This is a genomic window from Methylobacterium durans (genome assembly GCF_003173715.1).
GTDB lineage: Bacteria > Pseudomonadota > Alphaproteobacteria > Rhizobiales > Beijerinckiaceae > Methylobacterium > Methylobacterium durans.
Map to the genome: position 1 here is coordinate 3,157,538 of NZ_CP029550.1, position 13,577 is coordinate 3,171,114.

The 13,577-nt window shown below is 70.1% G+C and carries 9 protein-coding genes and 1 pseudogene; 9 read left to right on the plus strand and 1 reads right to left on the minus strand.

What is annotated here, in order from left to right:
* Nucleotides 1-20 precede the first annotated feature (20 nt).
* The 4 genes and pseudogenes from DK389_RS14585 (at nucleotide 21) to DK389_RS14600 (ending at nucleotide 4,504) form a co-directional block, all read left to right on the plus strand.
* Nucleotides 21-1,541, plus strand: a complete 1,521-nt coding sequence (locus DK389_RS14585; RefSeq protein ID WP_109890605.1) for a malonate--CoA ligase — start codon at nucleotides 21-23, stop codon at nucleotides 1,539-1,541.
* Between the two features lie 101 nt (nucleotides 1,542-1,642).
* Nucleotides 1,643-2,800, plus strand: coding sequence for a YihY/virulence factor BrkB family protein (locus DK389_RS14590; RefSeq protein WP_109890607.1), 1,158 nt, complete (start codon nucleotides 1,643-1,645; stop codon nucleotides 2,798-2,800).
* A 69-nt stretch (nucleotides 2,801-2,869) separates the two neighbouring features.
* Nucleotides 2,870-3,298 carry a peptide-methionine (R)-S-oxide reductase MsrB gene (gene msrB, locus DK389_RS14595; protein ID WP_109890609.1) on the plus strand — a complete coding sequence of 143 codons (429 nt, stop codon included), beginning with the start codon at nucleotides 2,870-2,872 and terminating at the stop codon, nucleotides 3,296-3,298.
* A gap of 262 nt (nucleotides 3,299-3,560) precedes the next feature.
* Nucleotides 3,561-4,504, plus strand: a pseudogene (locus DK389_RS14600) (hypothetical protein).
* A 30-nt stretch (nucleotides 4,505-4,534) separates the two neighbouring features.
* On the opposite strand, the gene DK389_RS14605 reads toward DK389_RS14600, so the two are convergent.
* Entirely contained in the window at nucleotides 4,535-4,963 is a 429-nt protein-coding gene (locus DK389_RS14605) for a L,D-transpeptidase (RefSeq protein ID WP_236960878.1), read from the minus strand.
* Between the two features lie 231 nt (nucleotides 4,964-5,194).
* Here DK389_RS14605 and DK389_RS14610 point away from each other — a divergent pair, with 231 nt between their 5' ends.
* The 5 genes from DK389_RS14610 to metH all read left to right on the plus strand — a co-directional run bounded on the left by DK389_RS14610 (nucleotide 5,195) and on the right by metH (nucleotide 13,525).
* The gene (locus DK389_RS14610; RefSeq protein ID WP_109890613.1) at nucleotides 5,195-6,589 is read left to right on the plus strand and encodes a dicarboxylate/amino acid:cation symporter; all 1,395 of its coding nucleotides are present in this window, start codon (nucleotides 5,195-5,197) and stop codon (nucleotides 6,587-6,589) included.
* Between the two features lie 6 nt (nucleotides 6,590-6,595).
* Nucleotides 6,596-7,510: an ROK family protein gene (locus DK389_RS14615; protein WP_109890615.1), complete on the plus strand. Its 915-nt coding sequence runs from the start codon at nucleotides 6,596-6,598 to the stop codon at nucleotides 7,508-7,510.
* A 107-nt stretch (nucleotides 7,511-7,617) separates the two neighbouring features.
* Entirely contained in the window at nucleotides 7,618-8,634 is a 1,017-nt protein-coding gene (locus DK389_RS14620; protein WP_109890617.1) for an ArsR/SmtB family transcription factor, read from the plus strand.
* Nucleotides 8,635-8,698: 64 nt separating this feature from the next.
* Nucleotides 8,699-9,616 carry a methylenetetrahydrofolate reductase [NAD(P)H] gene (gene metF, locus DK389_RS14625; RefSeq protein ID WP_109890619.1) on the plus strand — a complete coding sequence of 306 codons (918 nt, stop codon included), beginning with the start codon at nucleotides 8,699-8,701 and terminating at the stop codon, nucleotides 9,614-9,616.
* Between the two features lie 156 nt (nucleotides 9,617-9,772).
* Nucleotides 9,773-13,525, plus strand: a complete 3,753-nt coding sequence (gene metH, locus DK389_RS14630) for a methionine synthase (RefSeq protein ID WP_109890621.1) — start codon at nucleotides 9,773-9,775, stop codon at nucleotides 13,523-13,525.
* The last annotated feature ends 52 nt before the right edge of the window (nucleotides 13,526-13,577 follow it).

Consider the following 13,577-nt stretch of genomic DNA (forward strand, 5'->3'; position numbering starts at 1 on the left):
GATGTGCTAGGCACGCGCGCATGACGAACCACCTCTTCGATCTCGTGCGGTCGGGCCTGCCCGCCGATCCCGCGGCCAAGACCTTCATCGAGTCGCCGGACGGCGCGGTGCTCAGCTACGCCGATCTCCTCGCGCGCTCCGCGGCCTACGCGAACGCGCTGACGGAACTCGGCGTGAAGGTCGGCGACCGGGTCGCCGTGCAGGTCGACAAGAGCCCCGAGGTGATCTTCCTCTATCTCGGCGCGGTGCGGGCCGGCGCCGTCTTCCTGCCGCTCAACACCGCCTATACGGGCGCGGAGATCGCGTATTTCCTGTCGGATGCCGAGCCGGCTCTGTTCGTCTGCGACCCGGGCAAGCGCGAGGCGCTCGAATCCGTCGCGGAGAAGGCCGGCGTCGCGGCGCTCCGCACCCTGGGCGGCGATGGGCGCGGCAGCATGGCGGAGGCGGCGGATGCCGCGGCCCCCGACTTCGCCGACGTGGCGCGCGGCCCCGACGATCTCGCGGCGATCCTCTACACCTCGGGCACGACCGGGCGCTCGAAGGGCGCCATGCTGACCCATGAGAACCTCGCCTCGAACACCCGGACCCTCGTCGACCTCTGGCGCTTCACGGCTGAGGACGTGCTGATCCACGCGCTGCCCGTCTTCCACACCCACGGCCTGTTCGTGGCGACGAACATCGTGCTCGCCACCGGCGGCACCATGCTGTTCCTGCCCCGGCTCGACGCGAAGCGGATCCTGGAGCTGATGCCGCGGGCGAGCGCGATGATGGGCGTGCCGACCTTCTACACCCGCCTCCTCAGGGAGCCCGGCCTCACGCGGGAGGTCGCAGCGCCGATGCGCCTCTTCATCTCGGGCTCGGCGCCGCTCCTCGCCGAGACGCACCGGGAGTGGCAGGCCCGCACCGGCCACGCCATCCTCGAGCGCTACGGCATGACCGAGACCAACATGAGCACCTCGAACCCCTACGAGGGGCGGCGCATCGCCGGCACGGTGGGCTTTCCCCTGCCGGACGTTGCGCTCCGGGTGGTCGACCCGGAGACCGGCGCCCATCTGCCTGACGGCGAGGTCGGCATGATCGAGGTCCGGGGCCCGAACGTGTTCAAGGGCTACTGGCGCATGCCCGAGAAGACCGCCGCCGAGTTCCGGGCGGACGGGTTCTTCATCACGGGCGATCTCGGCAAGGTCGATGCGGACGGCTACGTCCACATCGTCGGCCGCGGCAAGGACCTCATCATCTCGGGCGGCTTCAACGTCTATCCGAAGGAGATCGAGACCGAGATCGACGCGATCCCGGGCATCGTCGAATCCGCGGTGATCGGCCTGCCCCACGCCGATTTCGGCGAGGGCGTCACGGCCGTCGTGGTGGCGGGCGAGGGCGCGCCCGACGAGGCGGCCGTGCTCGCCCAGCTCGAGGGGCGGCTCGCCAAGTTCAAGCTGCCCAAGCGCGTGCTCTTCGCGGACGAGCTGCCGCGCAACGCCATGGGCAAGGTGCAGAAGAACGTGCTCCGCGAGACCCATGCACAGCTTTATCGGCCGTGATCGCCGTTAGGACTGTATGCTGAGGGGAACGGCGCACCTGCGCTGACGTTCTTGGCTCCGTGCGCGGGGTCCCGTGCAAGCCTTTCGAGTGCCGTCCCCGCATGACAGCGTCGCCGCTCCGCCCGCCCGACCCGCCCGAGACCGGCGCGGGCGGATCGATCCTGTGGACGCTCCTCGTCGGCACGGCGCTGATCGCGCTCGCCGCCGCGCCGAAGGGCCGGCGGGTTCCCGCGGCGTCCGGGCCGGACCCCGTCCGCGCCGGCGACGGCGGCGCCCGCTCCTACACCGGCCGCTCGGCCGAGCTCGTCGGCGCGACCCAACCCGAGCGCGGCCGCAAGGCCCGCAATCCCACCGAGATCACGGGGGCCGGCTGGAATGACATCGCGGTCCGCGTCTACCTCGAGTTCAACAAGGATCGCGTCCTGTCGGTGGCCGCAGGCGTCACCTTCTACTCGCTGCTCTCCCTGTTCCCGGCGATCGCCGCCCTCGTCACCTGCTACGGGCTGTTCGCGGACGTGCGCGTGATCAACGAGCACCTCGCGAGCCTGCAGGGCGTGCTGCCGCAGGGCGCCATCGAGGTCGTGGGCGATCAGGTCAAGCGCATCGCCTCGAAGGGGGGCGGCGCCCTCGGCGTGACCTTCTTCACCAGCCTCCTGATCTCGCTGTGGAGCGCCAACGCCGCCATGAAGGCGATGTTCGACGCCCTCAACGTCGTCTACGAGGAGGACGAGAAGCGCTCCTTCGTGATGCTGAACCTGCGCTCGCTGGCCTTCACGGGCGGCGCGCTCCTGTTCATCATCTTCGCGCTGGCCTCGATCGTCGTCCTGCCGGTCATCTTCGCCTTCGTCGGGATCAGCGACGCGGCGTGGTTCATCGCGCTCCTGCGATGGCCCGCGCTCCTCGTCGTGCTGCTCGCCGGCCTCTCCGTGCTCTACCGCTACGGGCCGAGCCGCGAGGAGGCGCGCTGGCGCTGGGTCGGCACCGGCAGCGTCGTGGCCTGCATCCTCTGGCTCGTCGCCTCGCTGCTCTTCTCGTGGTACGTGACGAACTTCGGCAATTACAACGAGACGTACGGGTCGCTCGGGGCGGTCATCGGCTTCATGACCTGGATCTGGATCTCGGCGACGATCGTGCTGCTCGGCGGCGAGATCAACGCCGAGATGGAGCACCAGACGGTCCGGGACACGACCACGGGCCCGGAACTGCCGCTCGGCGCCCGCGAGGCGCGGATGGCGGATTCGGTGGGGGCAGCGGCCTGACGCCGCCTCCCGGCCGGGCCGGGGCCGCACCATATCGGGCCTGACCCCCGAGACCATCAGGAGGACATCATGGCCGATCCCATCGCGGACGCTCCCGAGACCCGCTCCGAGGCCGAGTGGCGCGCCGCGCTGACGCCCGAGCAGTACCGGGTGCTGCGCGAGCACGGCACCGAGCGCGCCGGCACGAGCTGCCTGCTCGCCGAGAAGCGGCCCGGCACCTTCGCCTGCGCAGGCTGCGGCACGCCGCTCTTCGTCACCGGCACCAAGTTCGAGTCCGGCACCGGCTGGCCGAGCTTCTTCGAGCCGCTGCCCGACGCGGTCGAGACCCAGACCGACCGCAGCCACTGGATGGTGCGCACCGAGGCTCACTGTGCCCGCTGCAAGGGCCATCTCGGCCACGTCTTCAACGACGGACCGCCCCCCACGGGCCTGCGCTACTGCATGAACGGGGCGGCCCTGACGTTCGAGCCGGCGGCCGGCGGCGCGACATCCCTTTGATGGGGAAAGGTTTCGTACGGTAGATGTCGGTCGGCCCGTGGTCTTGATTTCGGCGCCTTTTTCCTTAGTCCCTGGTGAACCCAAAACCGACATGTCTCGTGAGACCGAGGAATAGGCGGGGCGGGGCGAAGATCCTCGGACCCTGCGGCAAAGCTGTTGGCGAGGCAACCGAAAGTTTTCGCGCCAAGCCCCGGCCCTCCGGGACACGACGGTACGAGCGTCCACCCGTCGCCGGCGGGTGGCGAATGTGCGGAGGCTGAGTATGAGTGTCGTTCGGCGGTTTCTCGTGGCACCGTCCCTGGTGCGTCTGATCCGCAAGGAACGCGGCGGATCCCGCATCACCGAGGGCTATTTCGCCCCCAGACCGGCCGCACCTCCTTCGTGCGCGTCGACGGGCAGCAATGCCACCTGATCCTCGTCACGACGGGCCAGGACGGCGCCCCCAGCGAGGAGCGCACGGATGTGCCGCGCGCCCACGGCGACGCCCTCCTCGACGTCTGCACCGGCAAGGCCGCCTACGACCGCACCACCCTCAACGTGAACGGTCGCGAGGTCCGGATCGACCGCTACGTCAGCCCCGGCAGCCTCGACCTGATCAGCGTCGCCTTCGACAGCGAGAACGAGGCCAACGGCTTCGTCGCCCCGGTCTGGTTCGGCCGGGAGGTCTCGCAGGACGGGGCCTACGAGCGGCACACGGTGGCGCTGCAAGGCCCGCCGCAGGCCGGCGAGGTCAGCATCAACAACGCCGCCCTCGACGCCGTGCTCGACCTGATCGAGCCCCGCTTCGGCTTCGGCCGCTACAACGCCCCGAAGGCCGCGGAGGGCCGCCCCGCCGAGGGAAAGTCCGGTGAGGAGGACGGCGTGGTGAACGCGCTGCGCCGTATCGCCGGCACCGGCGCTCCGGCCGCCGCCGCCGTGCCCGCCGCCGTTGTGCCCGCCGCAGCCGCCGTCGTGGCGCCCGCGCCCGAGGCGCGCGAGCCGGAGCCGGCCCCCGAGGCCGAGCCGCAGGCCGTGGCGTCCGAGGAGCCCGAGACCGCGCAGGGCGATGCCCGGATCGACGACGTCATCGAGAGCTTGTCGGCCGCTCTCGGCGCGGCGATCCACCAGCCGCATGAGGCGCAGAACGAGGCGTCCCGCGAGGACGATTCCGCCTCCGCCTTCGAGCGCTGGACCGTGCGGCCCCGGCGGACCCAGCAGCAGAACTGAGGACTCGCGCCGCCGGGCGACCGGCGGCGCTCAGTTCCGGACCAGGACCCGCGCGCCGCCGTAGATCTGCGTGAGGCGGTAGAGCGTGCGGGCATTGGCCGGACTCAGGCGGACGCAGCCGTGGCTTGCGCGGCGTCCGAGATGGCCCACCGCGTAGGTGCCGTGGATGGCGTAGCCGCCGCGGAAGAACATCGCGTGCGGCATCGGCGAGCCGTGATACTTGCGCGAGCGCCACATCGGCGCCATCAGCCCGACCCGATAGCTCCCGTTCGGCGTGACGAAGCCGCGCCGCGCGGTCGAGACCGGCCAGTCGTAGGCGAGCATCCCGTCCACGTAGACCCGCATACGCTGGCTCGACTGATCGATGCGGGCGACGATCCCGGCAGCCGCCGGCCCGCCCGTCCCCACGAGGACGAGAGCCGCGAGAGCGGCGTTCCGCAGGATTGGCAGGATCGACACGGCTCGGCTCGTCGGCTCGCGGCGGCCGGATCCCTGCCGCGCCGATCGAGAATGGGACTGTCCCCCGACCATTGGGAAGATCGTCTTCGCCCGGATCGACAGATTTTGTAACGTCCGGACCGGGCTGGACTACCGAGTGCGAGTTGAGCGCCCAGCGCAACTTCGCTAGCGTCTCGGAAAATCGATAACGATCAGGAAGGGCGCCGCCCGCGGCGCGCACGGGTGAGGGACATGGCCCAGGCGACGACCTCCGCTGCACCGACGACGGCTGCGCCCGCAACCGCGGGCGAGCCCTGGTACAAGGTCCTCTACATCCAGGTCCTGATCGCGATCGCTCTCGGCATCGCGGTGGGCTATTTCTACCCGGAATTCGGCAAGTCGCTGAAGTGGCTCGGCGACGCCTTCGTGGCGCTGATCAAGATGATGATCGCGCCGATCATCTTCTGCACCATCGTCCACGGCATCGCCTCGATCGGAGACCTGAAGAAGGTCGGCCGCGTCGGCCTGAAGGCCCTGATCTACTTCGAGGTGGTCTCGACCATCGCGCTCCTGATCGGCGTCCTCGTCGGCGAGGTCATCCGGCCCGGCGCCGACTTCCATGCCGACCCCTCGAAGCTCGACGCCAGCAAGGTCGCGACCTACGCGAGCAAGGCGGCGGCCGATTCGACCGTCGCCCACATCATGGCGCTGATCCCGAAGAGCTTCTTCGACGCCTTCGCTACCGGCGACCTGCTGCAGGTGCTGCTGATCTCGATCCTCACCGGCGTCGTCGTCACCGGCATGGGCGCGCGGGCGGAGGGCATCTCCCACGCCATCGACACGGCCGGCCAGGTCTTCTTCCGGATCATCGGCCTGATCGTGAAGCTCGCGCCGCTCGGCGCCTTCGGCGCCATGGCCTTCACCATCGGCGAGTACGGCATCCAGAAGGTCGTCGACCTCGCCTGGCTCGTCGGCACCTTCTACGTCACGGCTCTCCTCTTCGTGATCGTGGTGCTCGGCGGCATCGCGCGGTTCGCCGGCTTCTCGATCTTCCGCTTCCTCGCCTACATCAAGGACGAGTTGCTCATCGTGCTCGGCACCTCGTCCTCCGAGACCGTGCTGCCCCACATGATGACGAAGATGCGCCGCCTCGGCTGCTCGGATTCCGTCGTCGGCCTCGTCATCCCGACCGGCTACTCGTTCAACCTCGACGGCACCAACATCTACATGACGCTGGCGACGCTGTTCCTGGCGCAGGCCGTCGGCGCGGACCTCTCGTTCGGCCAGTACGCGACGATCATCGTCGTGGCGATGCTGACCTCGAAGGGGGCCTCGGGCGTGACGGGGGCAGGCTTCATCACGCTCGCCGCGACGCTGGCAGCGATCCCGAACAACCCGGTGCCGGTCGCCGCGATGACCCTGGTTCTCGGCATCGACAAGTTCATGTCGGAGTGCCGGGCGCTCACGAACCTCATCGGCAACGGCGTCGCCTGCGTCGTCGTCAGCCGCTGGGAGGGCGAACTCGACGCCGACAAGCTCCGGGAGGTGATGGCGCATCCGGTCTCGATCGGGACCCACATCTCCGACGAGTCGCCCGAGCCGATGGACACGAGCGAGCACGCCCCGAAGGTCGCCGCCGCGCAGTAGGCCCGCATGAGCGCGGAGCCCTTCCGCCTCGGCATCGATCTCGGCGGCACCAAGATCGCGGGCATCGTTCTCGACCGTGCCGGTCGGACGCGAGCCGAGAGCCGGATGCCCGCGCCGCGGGGCGACTACGCGGCGACGGTCCGGGCGGTCGCGGGCCTCGTCCACCGCCTGGAGACTGAGGCGGACGGCCCCTGCAGCATCGGCATCGGCATGCCCGGCGCCGTCTCGGCCCGCACGGGTCTCATCAAGAACGCGAACTCGACCTGGCTCAACGGCCGGCCCTTCGCGGCCGACCTCGTCGCCGCTCTGGGGCGCCCGGTCCGGGTCGAGAACGACGCCAATTGCCTCGCCGTCTCGGAGGCGGTCGACGGCGCGGGCGCCGGCGCGGAGGTCGTCTGGGCCATCATCCTGGGCACCGGGGTCGGCTCCGGCCTCGCGATCCGGGGGCGGGTGCTCTCGGGGCGCGACCGCATCGCCGGGGAATGGGGGCACAACCCCCTCCCGGCGCCTCGCGACGACGAGCGGCCGGGCCCTGCCTGCTATTGCGGCCGGCACGGCTGCATCGAGACCTTCCTGTCCGGGCCGGGGCTCGCCGCCGACCACGCCCGCCGCACCGGCGAGGCGCTGACCGGCGAGGGCGTCGTCGCGGCGTTGCGCGCGGGCGATGCGGGAGCGCAGGCCACCTTCGCCGCCTATCTCGATCGGTTGGGGCGGTCGGTCGCCCACGTCGTCAACATCCTCGACCCCGACATCATCGTCATCGGCGGCGGCCTCTCGCGGGTGCCGGAACTGCTCGCCCGCCTGCCGGCGGCGACCGCGCCGCACGTCTTCTCCGACGCTTTCGACACGCCGATCCACCCGAGCCTGCACGGGGACGCCTCGGGGGTGCGGGGCGCGGCCTGGCTCTGGAACGCGCCGTGACCGGCCTCGCGAGACGCCATCGGGAACGGCGCTTGCGGACAGCCGACGGAAACGGGCCTCGCGATTAATCCTTGCCAACGCTGCTCAGCGCACATAAAGATATCTTTATGTCTAACGAGCGCACCATCGCGGCAGCTCCGGTCCCCTTCGCGGACGCCCTCGGCGTCCTGCGGGCGGCGGCCGAGGAGACGCGCCTGCGCATCCTGGCGCTCCTGTCCGAGGGCGAACTCTCGGTCTCGGACCTCACCGACATCCTCGGCCAGTCGCAGCCGCGCATCTCGCGCCACCTCAAGCTCCTCGTCGAGGCGGGGCTGATCGAGCGGCACCGTGAGGGGGCCTGGGCCTTCTTCCGCCTGTGCGAGACCTCCGCCGGCCTCGTCGATCCACTGATCGCCGGGCTCGACCGGGAGGCGCCCCCGCTCTCGGAGGATCAGGCCCGCCGCGAGGCGGTGCGGGCGCAACGCGCCGAGGCCGCGCAGAGCTTCTTCGCGCGGCTCGCCCCGAAATGGGACCAGCTTCGCTCGCTCCACGTGCCGGAGGCCACCGTCGAGGCGGCGGTGCTCGACGTGCTGGGCCCGCGCCCGATCCAGAGCCTGATCGACCTCGGCACCGGCACGGGCCGGATGCTCGGCCTCCTCGCCCCGCGGGCGGGCCGCGCCACCGGCCTCGACTCGAGCCACGCCATGCTCTCGGTCGCGCGGGCGAACCTGGAGCGGACGGGCCTGTCGCGGGTCGATCTGCGCCAGGGCGACATCCACGCGCCGCCGTTCGGCCGCGCCAGCTTCGACCTCGTCATCGTCCATCAGGTGTTGCATTACCTCGACGACCCGGCCCGGGCGCTGCGGGAGGCGGCCCGCCTCGTCGCGCCGGGGGGGCGCCTCCTGGTGGTCGATTTCGCGCCCCACGATCTCGAATTCCTGCGCGAATCGCAGGCCCATCGCCGCCTCGGCTTCGCCGCCGAGCAGGTCTCCGGCTGGCTCGCCGAGGCCGGGCTCGACGCCGTCGAGACCCGCGACCTCGCCCCGACCGCGCTGGCCGCGCACCAACTCACCGTCACCCTCTGGCTCGCCGAGGAGCGCCGGGCGGCGCTCGACGGGCTCGCCGACGACCGGGCGGTCGCCTGACCGCCCCAAGAGAGATCGGGCGCCGCCTCAGGGCGGGCCGACAGGACAACACGAGAGGATTGCCATGCCAGCCTCCACCTACCGCGCGAGCCGCGAGGGCTGCCGCCCGATCCGGGTCTCCTTCGAGTTCTTCCCGCCGAAGACCGAGGAGATGGAGCGGACGCTCTGGTCCTCGATCGAGCGCCTCGCCCCGCTCCACCCGAGCTTCGTGTCGGTGACCTACGGCGCCGGCGGCTCGACCCGCGAGCGCACCCACAACACGGTCGCCCGCATGGTGCGCGAGACGAGCCTGAAGCCAGCCGCCCACCTCACCTGCGTCAACGCGACCAAGGACGAGGTGGACGAGGTGGTGCGCTCCTACTGGGATGTCGGCGTGCGCCACATCGTGGCGCTCCGCGGCGACCCGGCCGAGGGCGTCGGCACGGCCTACGCGCCCCATCCCGGCGGCTACCAGCACACCTGCGACCTCGTGGCGGGCATCAAGCGCATCGGCGACTTCCAGGTCTCGGTCTCGGGCTACCCGGAGAAGCACCCCGAGGCCGCCTCGCTCGATGCCGACATCGACGCATTGAAGGCGAAGGTCGATGCAGGCGCGGACCGCGCCATCACGCAGTTCTTCTTCGAGAACGACGTGTACCTGCGCTACGTCGACCGGGTGCGGGCGCGCGGCATCGACATCCCGATCGTGCCGGGCATCCTGCCGGTGCAGAACTTCAAGCAGGCCGCGAACTTCGCCCGCCGCACGGGCGCCTCGGTGCCGGAATGGCTCGCCCACCGTTTCGAGGGGCTCGACGACGACGTGGACACCCGCCGCCTGATCGCGGGCGCGGTGGCTGCCGAGCAGGTGCTCGACCTCGTGGACCGCGGCATCCACGACTTCCACTTCTACTCGATGAACCGCGCCGACCTCGTCTACGCCATCTGCCACCTGCTGGGCCTGCGGGCCGAGCGCCCGGTGGCGGCGGAGCGCGCGGCGGCTTAAAGCCCGCAACATTCGTTCCGCCCCTTGTGGGGAGGAGCCGGAGGTGAGGGTGGTGCCGCGTATGGCGCGGCGGTGCCGTGTGCACGACCCGCGCCTCTAACCCTCCCCGCAAGGGGGAGGTGAGTACCCGCACGAGATGACAGCCCGAGAGACCCGATGAGCGCTTTCCCTCCCGTCGACGGCCGTGAGATCGAAAAGGCCCTGCGCCAGCGCGCGTCGGAGAAGATCCTCGTGCTCGACGGCGCGATGGGCACCGTGATCCAGCGCCTCAAGTTCACGGAAGAGGACTTCCGGGGCGAGCGCTTCAAGGATCACGGGCACGACCAGCGCGGCAACAACGACCTCTTGATCCTGACCCAGCCCGACGCGATCCGGCAGATTCACCTCGACTACTTCCTCGCCGGCGCCGATGTCTGCGAGACGAACACCTTCTCCGGCACCACGATCGCGCAAGCCGATTACGGCATGGAGCCGATCATCCACGAGCTGAATGCGGAGGGCGCGCGTCTCGCCCGCGAGGCCGCCCGGCTCGCCGAGCAGCAGGACGGGCGCCGCCGGTTCGTGGCCGGCGCCATCGGCCCGACGAACCGAACGCTCTCGATCTCTCCCGACGTGAACAACCCGGGTTACCGCGCGGTCACCTTCGATCAGGTGCGCGCGGCTTACGCCGAGCAGGTCCGCGGCCTCATCGCGGGCGGGGCCGAACTCATCCTCATCGAGACGATCTTCGACACGCTGAACGCCAAGGCCGCGATCGCCGCCGCTTGGGCCGTGTTCGAGGAGACCGGCATCCGCCTGCCGATCCAGATCTCGGGCACGATCACCGATTTGTCCGGCCGCACCCTGTCCGGCCAGACGCCGACCGCCTTCTGGCACGCGCTCCGCCATTCCAGCCCGCTCACCTTCGGGCTCAACTGCGCGCTGGGTGCCCGCGAGATGCGCGGCCACATCAGCGAGCTGTCCCGCGTCTGCGACACCCTGGTCTGCGCCTACCCGAATGCCGGCCTGCCGAACGAGTTCGGCCTCTACGACGAGAGCCCGGAGGCAATGGGCGCGCTGGTCGGCGAGTTCGCCGAGAGCGGCCTCGTCAACATGGTCGGCGGCTGCTGCGGCACGACGCCCGACCACATCCGCGCCATCGCGGAGGCGGTGGCGGGCAAGGCGCCCCGCAAGGTCCCCGAGATTGCGCCGCTGATGCGGCTGTCCGGGCTCGAGCCCTTCACGCTGACGAAGGAGATTCCCTTCGTGAACGTGGGCGAGCGCACGAACGTCACGGGCTCGGCCAAGTTCCGCAAGCTCGTCACCAACGGCGACTACGCCGCGGCCCTCGACGTCGCCCGCGATCAGGTGGCGGCGGGCGCGCAGGTGATCGACGTCAACATGGACGAGGGCCTGCTCGACTCGAAGAAGGCGATGGTCGAGTTCCTGAACCTCGTCGCCGCCGAGCCCGACATCGCCCGCGTGCCGGTGATGGTCGATTCCTCGAAGTTCGAGGTGATCGAGGCCGGCCTCAAATGCCTCCAGGGCAAGGCCATCGTGAACTCGATCTCCATGAAGGAGGGCGAGGAGAAGTTCATCCACGACGCGCGCGTCTGCCGCGCCTACGGCGCGGCGGTGGTGGTGATGGCCTTCGACGAGCAGGGCCAAGCCGACAGTCTGGAGCGCAAGGTCGAGATCTGCACCCGCGCCTACCGCATCCTCACCGAGGAGGTCGGCTTTCCCCCTGAGGACATCATCTTCGACCCGAACATCTTCGCGGTGGCCACCGGGATCGAGGAGCACAACCCCTACGGCGTGGCCTTCATCGAGGCGACGCGGCAGATCCGCGAGACGCTGCCCCACGCCCACATCTCCGGCGGCGTCTCGAACCTCTCCTTCGCCTTCCGCGGCAACGAGCCCGTGCGCGAGGCGATGCACGCGGTCTTCCTCTACCACGCGATCCATGCCGGCATGGATATGGGCATCGTGAATGCCGGCCAGCTCGCGGTCTACGACGAGATCCCGGCCGAGCTCCGCGACCTCTGCGAGGACGTGGTGCTGAACCGCCGGGACGATTCCACCGACCGCCTGCTGGAGGCGGCCGAGCGCTTCAAGTCCGGCGGGGGCGCGCAGGCCAAGGCCGCCGACCTCTCCTGGCGCGAGGCGAGCGTCGAGAAGCGGCTTGAGCACGCGCTCGTCAACGGCATCACCGAGTACATCGTGGCCGACACCGAGGAGGCCCGCGGAAAGGCCGAGCGACCGCTCCACGTCATCGAGGGGCCGCTGATGGCCGGCATGAACGTGGTCGGCGACCTGTTCGGATCGGGCAAGATGTTCCTGCCGCAGGTGGTGAAATCGGCCCGCGTGATGAAGCAGGCGGTGGCCTATCTCGAGCCCTTCATGGAGGAGGAGAAGAGGCTGAACGGTGGCGACGGGGTGCGCCGGGCCGCTGGCAAGGTGCTGATGGCGACCGTGAAGGGCGACGTCCACGACATCGGCAAGAACATCGTCGGCGTCGTGCTCGCCTGCAACAATTACGAGATCATCGATCTCGGCGTGATGGTGCCGGCCGCCAAGATCCTCGACACGGCCAAGCGCGAGAACGTCGACATCGTCGGCCTGTCGGGTCTCATCACGCCGTCCCTCGACGAGATGGTGCACGTGGCGGGCGAGATGGAGCGCGAGGGTTTCGACGTGCCGCTCCTCATCGGCGGCGCCACCACGAGCCGCGTCCACACGGCGGTGAAGATCCACCCGGCCTACGAGCGCGGCCAGGCCGTCTACGTGACGGATGCGAGCCGCGCCGTCGGCGTCGTATCGAGCCTGATCTCGAAGGAGACGCGCGCGGCGACGATCGAGACGGTGCGGGCCGAGTACCGCAAGGTCGCCGACGCGCACGCCCGCTCCGAGGCCGAGAAGCAGCGCTTGCCGCTCGCGAAGGCCCGCGCCAACCCCTTCCGGATCGACTGGTCGGGCTACGAGCCGCGGAAGCCGAGCTTCACTGGCACCCGCGTCTTCCGCAGCTACGAGGTTTCCGAACTCGTTCCCTACATCGACTGGACGCCCTTCCTCCAGACCTACGAGTTCAAGGGCCGCTACCCCGCGATCCTCGACGACCCCGAACAGGGCCCGGCGGCCCGGGCCCTGTTCGAGGACGCGCAGGCGATGTTGAAGCAGATCGTAGAGGAGCGCTGGTTCAACCCGAAGGCAGTGGTGGGCTTCTGGCCGGCCAACAGCGTCGGCGACGACATCGCACTCTACACCGGCGAGAGCCGGCAGGAGCGACTCGCCACCTTCCACGGCCTGCGCCAGCAGCTGTCGAAGCGCGACGGGCGTTCGAATACCTGCCTGTCCGATTTCGTGGCGCCCGCCGGGACGGGCATCGCGGATTACGTCGGCGGCTTCGTCGTCACCGCGGGCCTGGAGGAGGTGCGCATCGCCGAGCGCTTCGAGCGGGCGAACGACGATTACCGCTCGATCCTCGTCAAGGCGCTCGCCGACCGCATCGCCGAGGCCTTCGCCGAGCGCATGCACGAACGCGTGCGCAAGGAGCTGTGGGGCTACGCCATGCAGGAGAGCTTCACGCCCGACGATCTGGTGCGCGAGGAATACGACGGCATCCGCCCCGCCCCGGGCTACCCGGCCCAGCCCGACCACACCGAGAAGGTGACCCTGTTCGAGTTGCTGCGGGCCGAGGCGCAGGCGGGCGTCAAGCTCACCGAATCCTACGCCATGTGGCCGGGCTCCTCGGTCTCGGGCCTCTACATCGCCCATCCGGAGGCGCATTATTTCGGCGTCGCGAAGGTCGAGCGCGATCAGGTCGAGGATTACGCCGCCCGCAAGGGGATGGACGTGACCGAGATCGAGCGCTGGCTCGGGCCGATCCTCAACTACGACCCGGCCCGCTACCTCGCGGCGGCTGCAGAATAGGTGCATGTGCGCTCGGTGCGCACGGGATAGGTGCGCACGGGTGCGGCGTGTG

Coding starts and splice junctions, on each gene's coding strand:
- DK389_RS14620 (WP_109890617.1), top strand. CDS start 7,618: ATGTCTAACGAGCGCACCATCGCGGCAGCTCCGGTCCCCTTCGCGGAC.
- DK389_RS14590 (WP_109890607.1), top strand. CDS start 1,643: ATGACAGCGTCGCCGCTCCGCCCGCCCGACCCGCCCGAGACCGGCGCG.
- metH (WP_109890621.1), top strand. CDS start 9,773: ATGAGCGCTTTCCCTCCCGTCGACGGCCGTGAGATCGAAAAGGCCCTG.
- msrB (WP_109890609.1), top strand. CDS start 2,870: ATGGCCGATCCCATCGCGGACGCTCCCGAGACCCGCTCCGAGGCCGAG.
- metF (WP_109890619.1), top strand. CDS start 8,699: ATGCCAGCCTCCACCTACCGCGCGAGCCGCGAGGGCTGCCGCCCGATC.
- DK389_RS14610 (WP_109890613.1), top strand. CDS start 5,195: ATGGCCCAGGCGACGACCTCCGCTGCACCGACGACGGCTGCGCCCGCA.
- DK389_RS14585 (WP_109890605.1), top strand. CDS start 21: ATGACGAACCACCTCTTCGATCTCGTGCGGTCGGGCCTGCCCGCCGAT.
- DK389_RS14615 (WP_109890615.1), top strand. CDS start 6,596: ATGAGCGCGGAGCCCTTCCGCCTCGGCATCGATCTCGGCGGCACCAAG.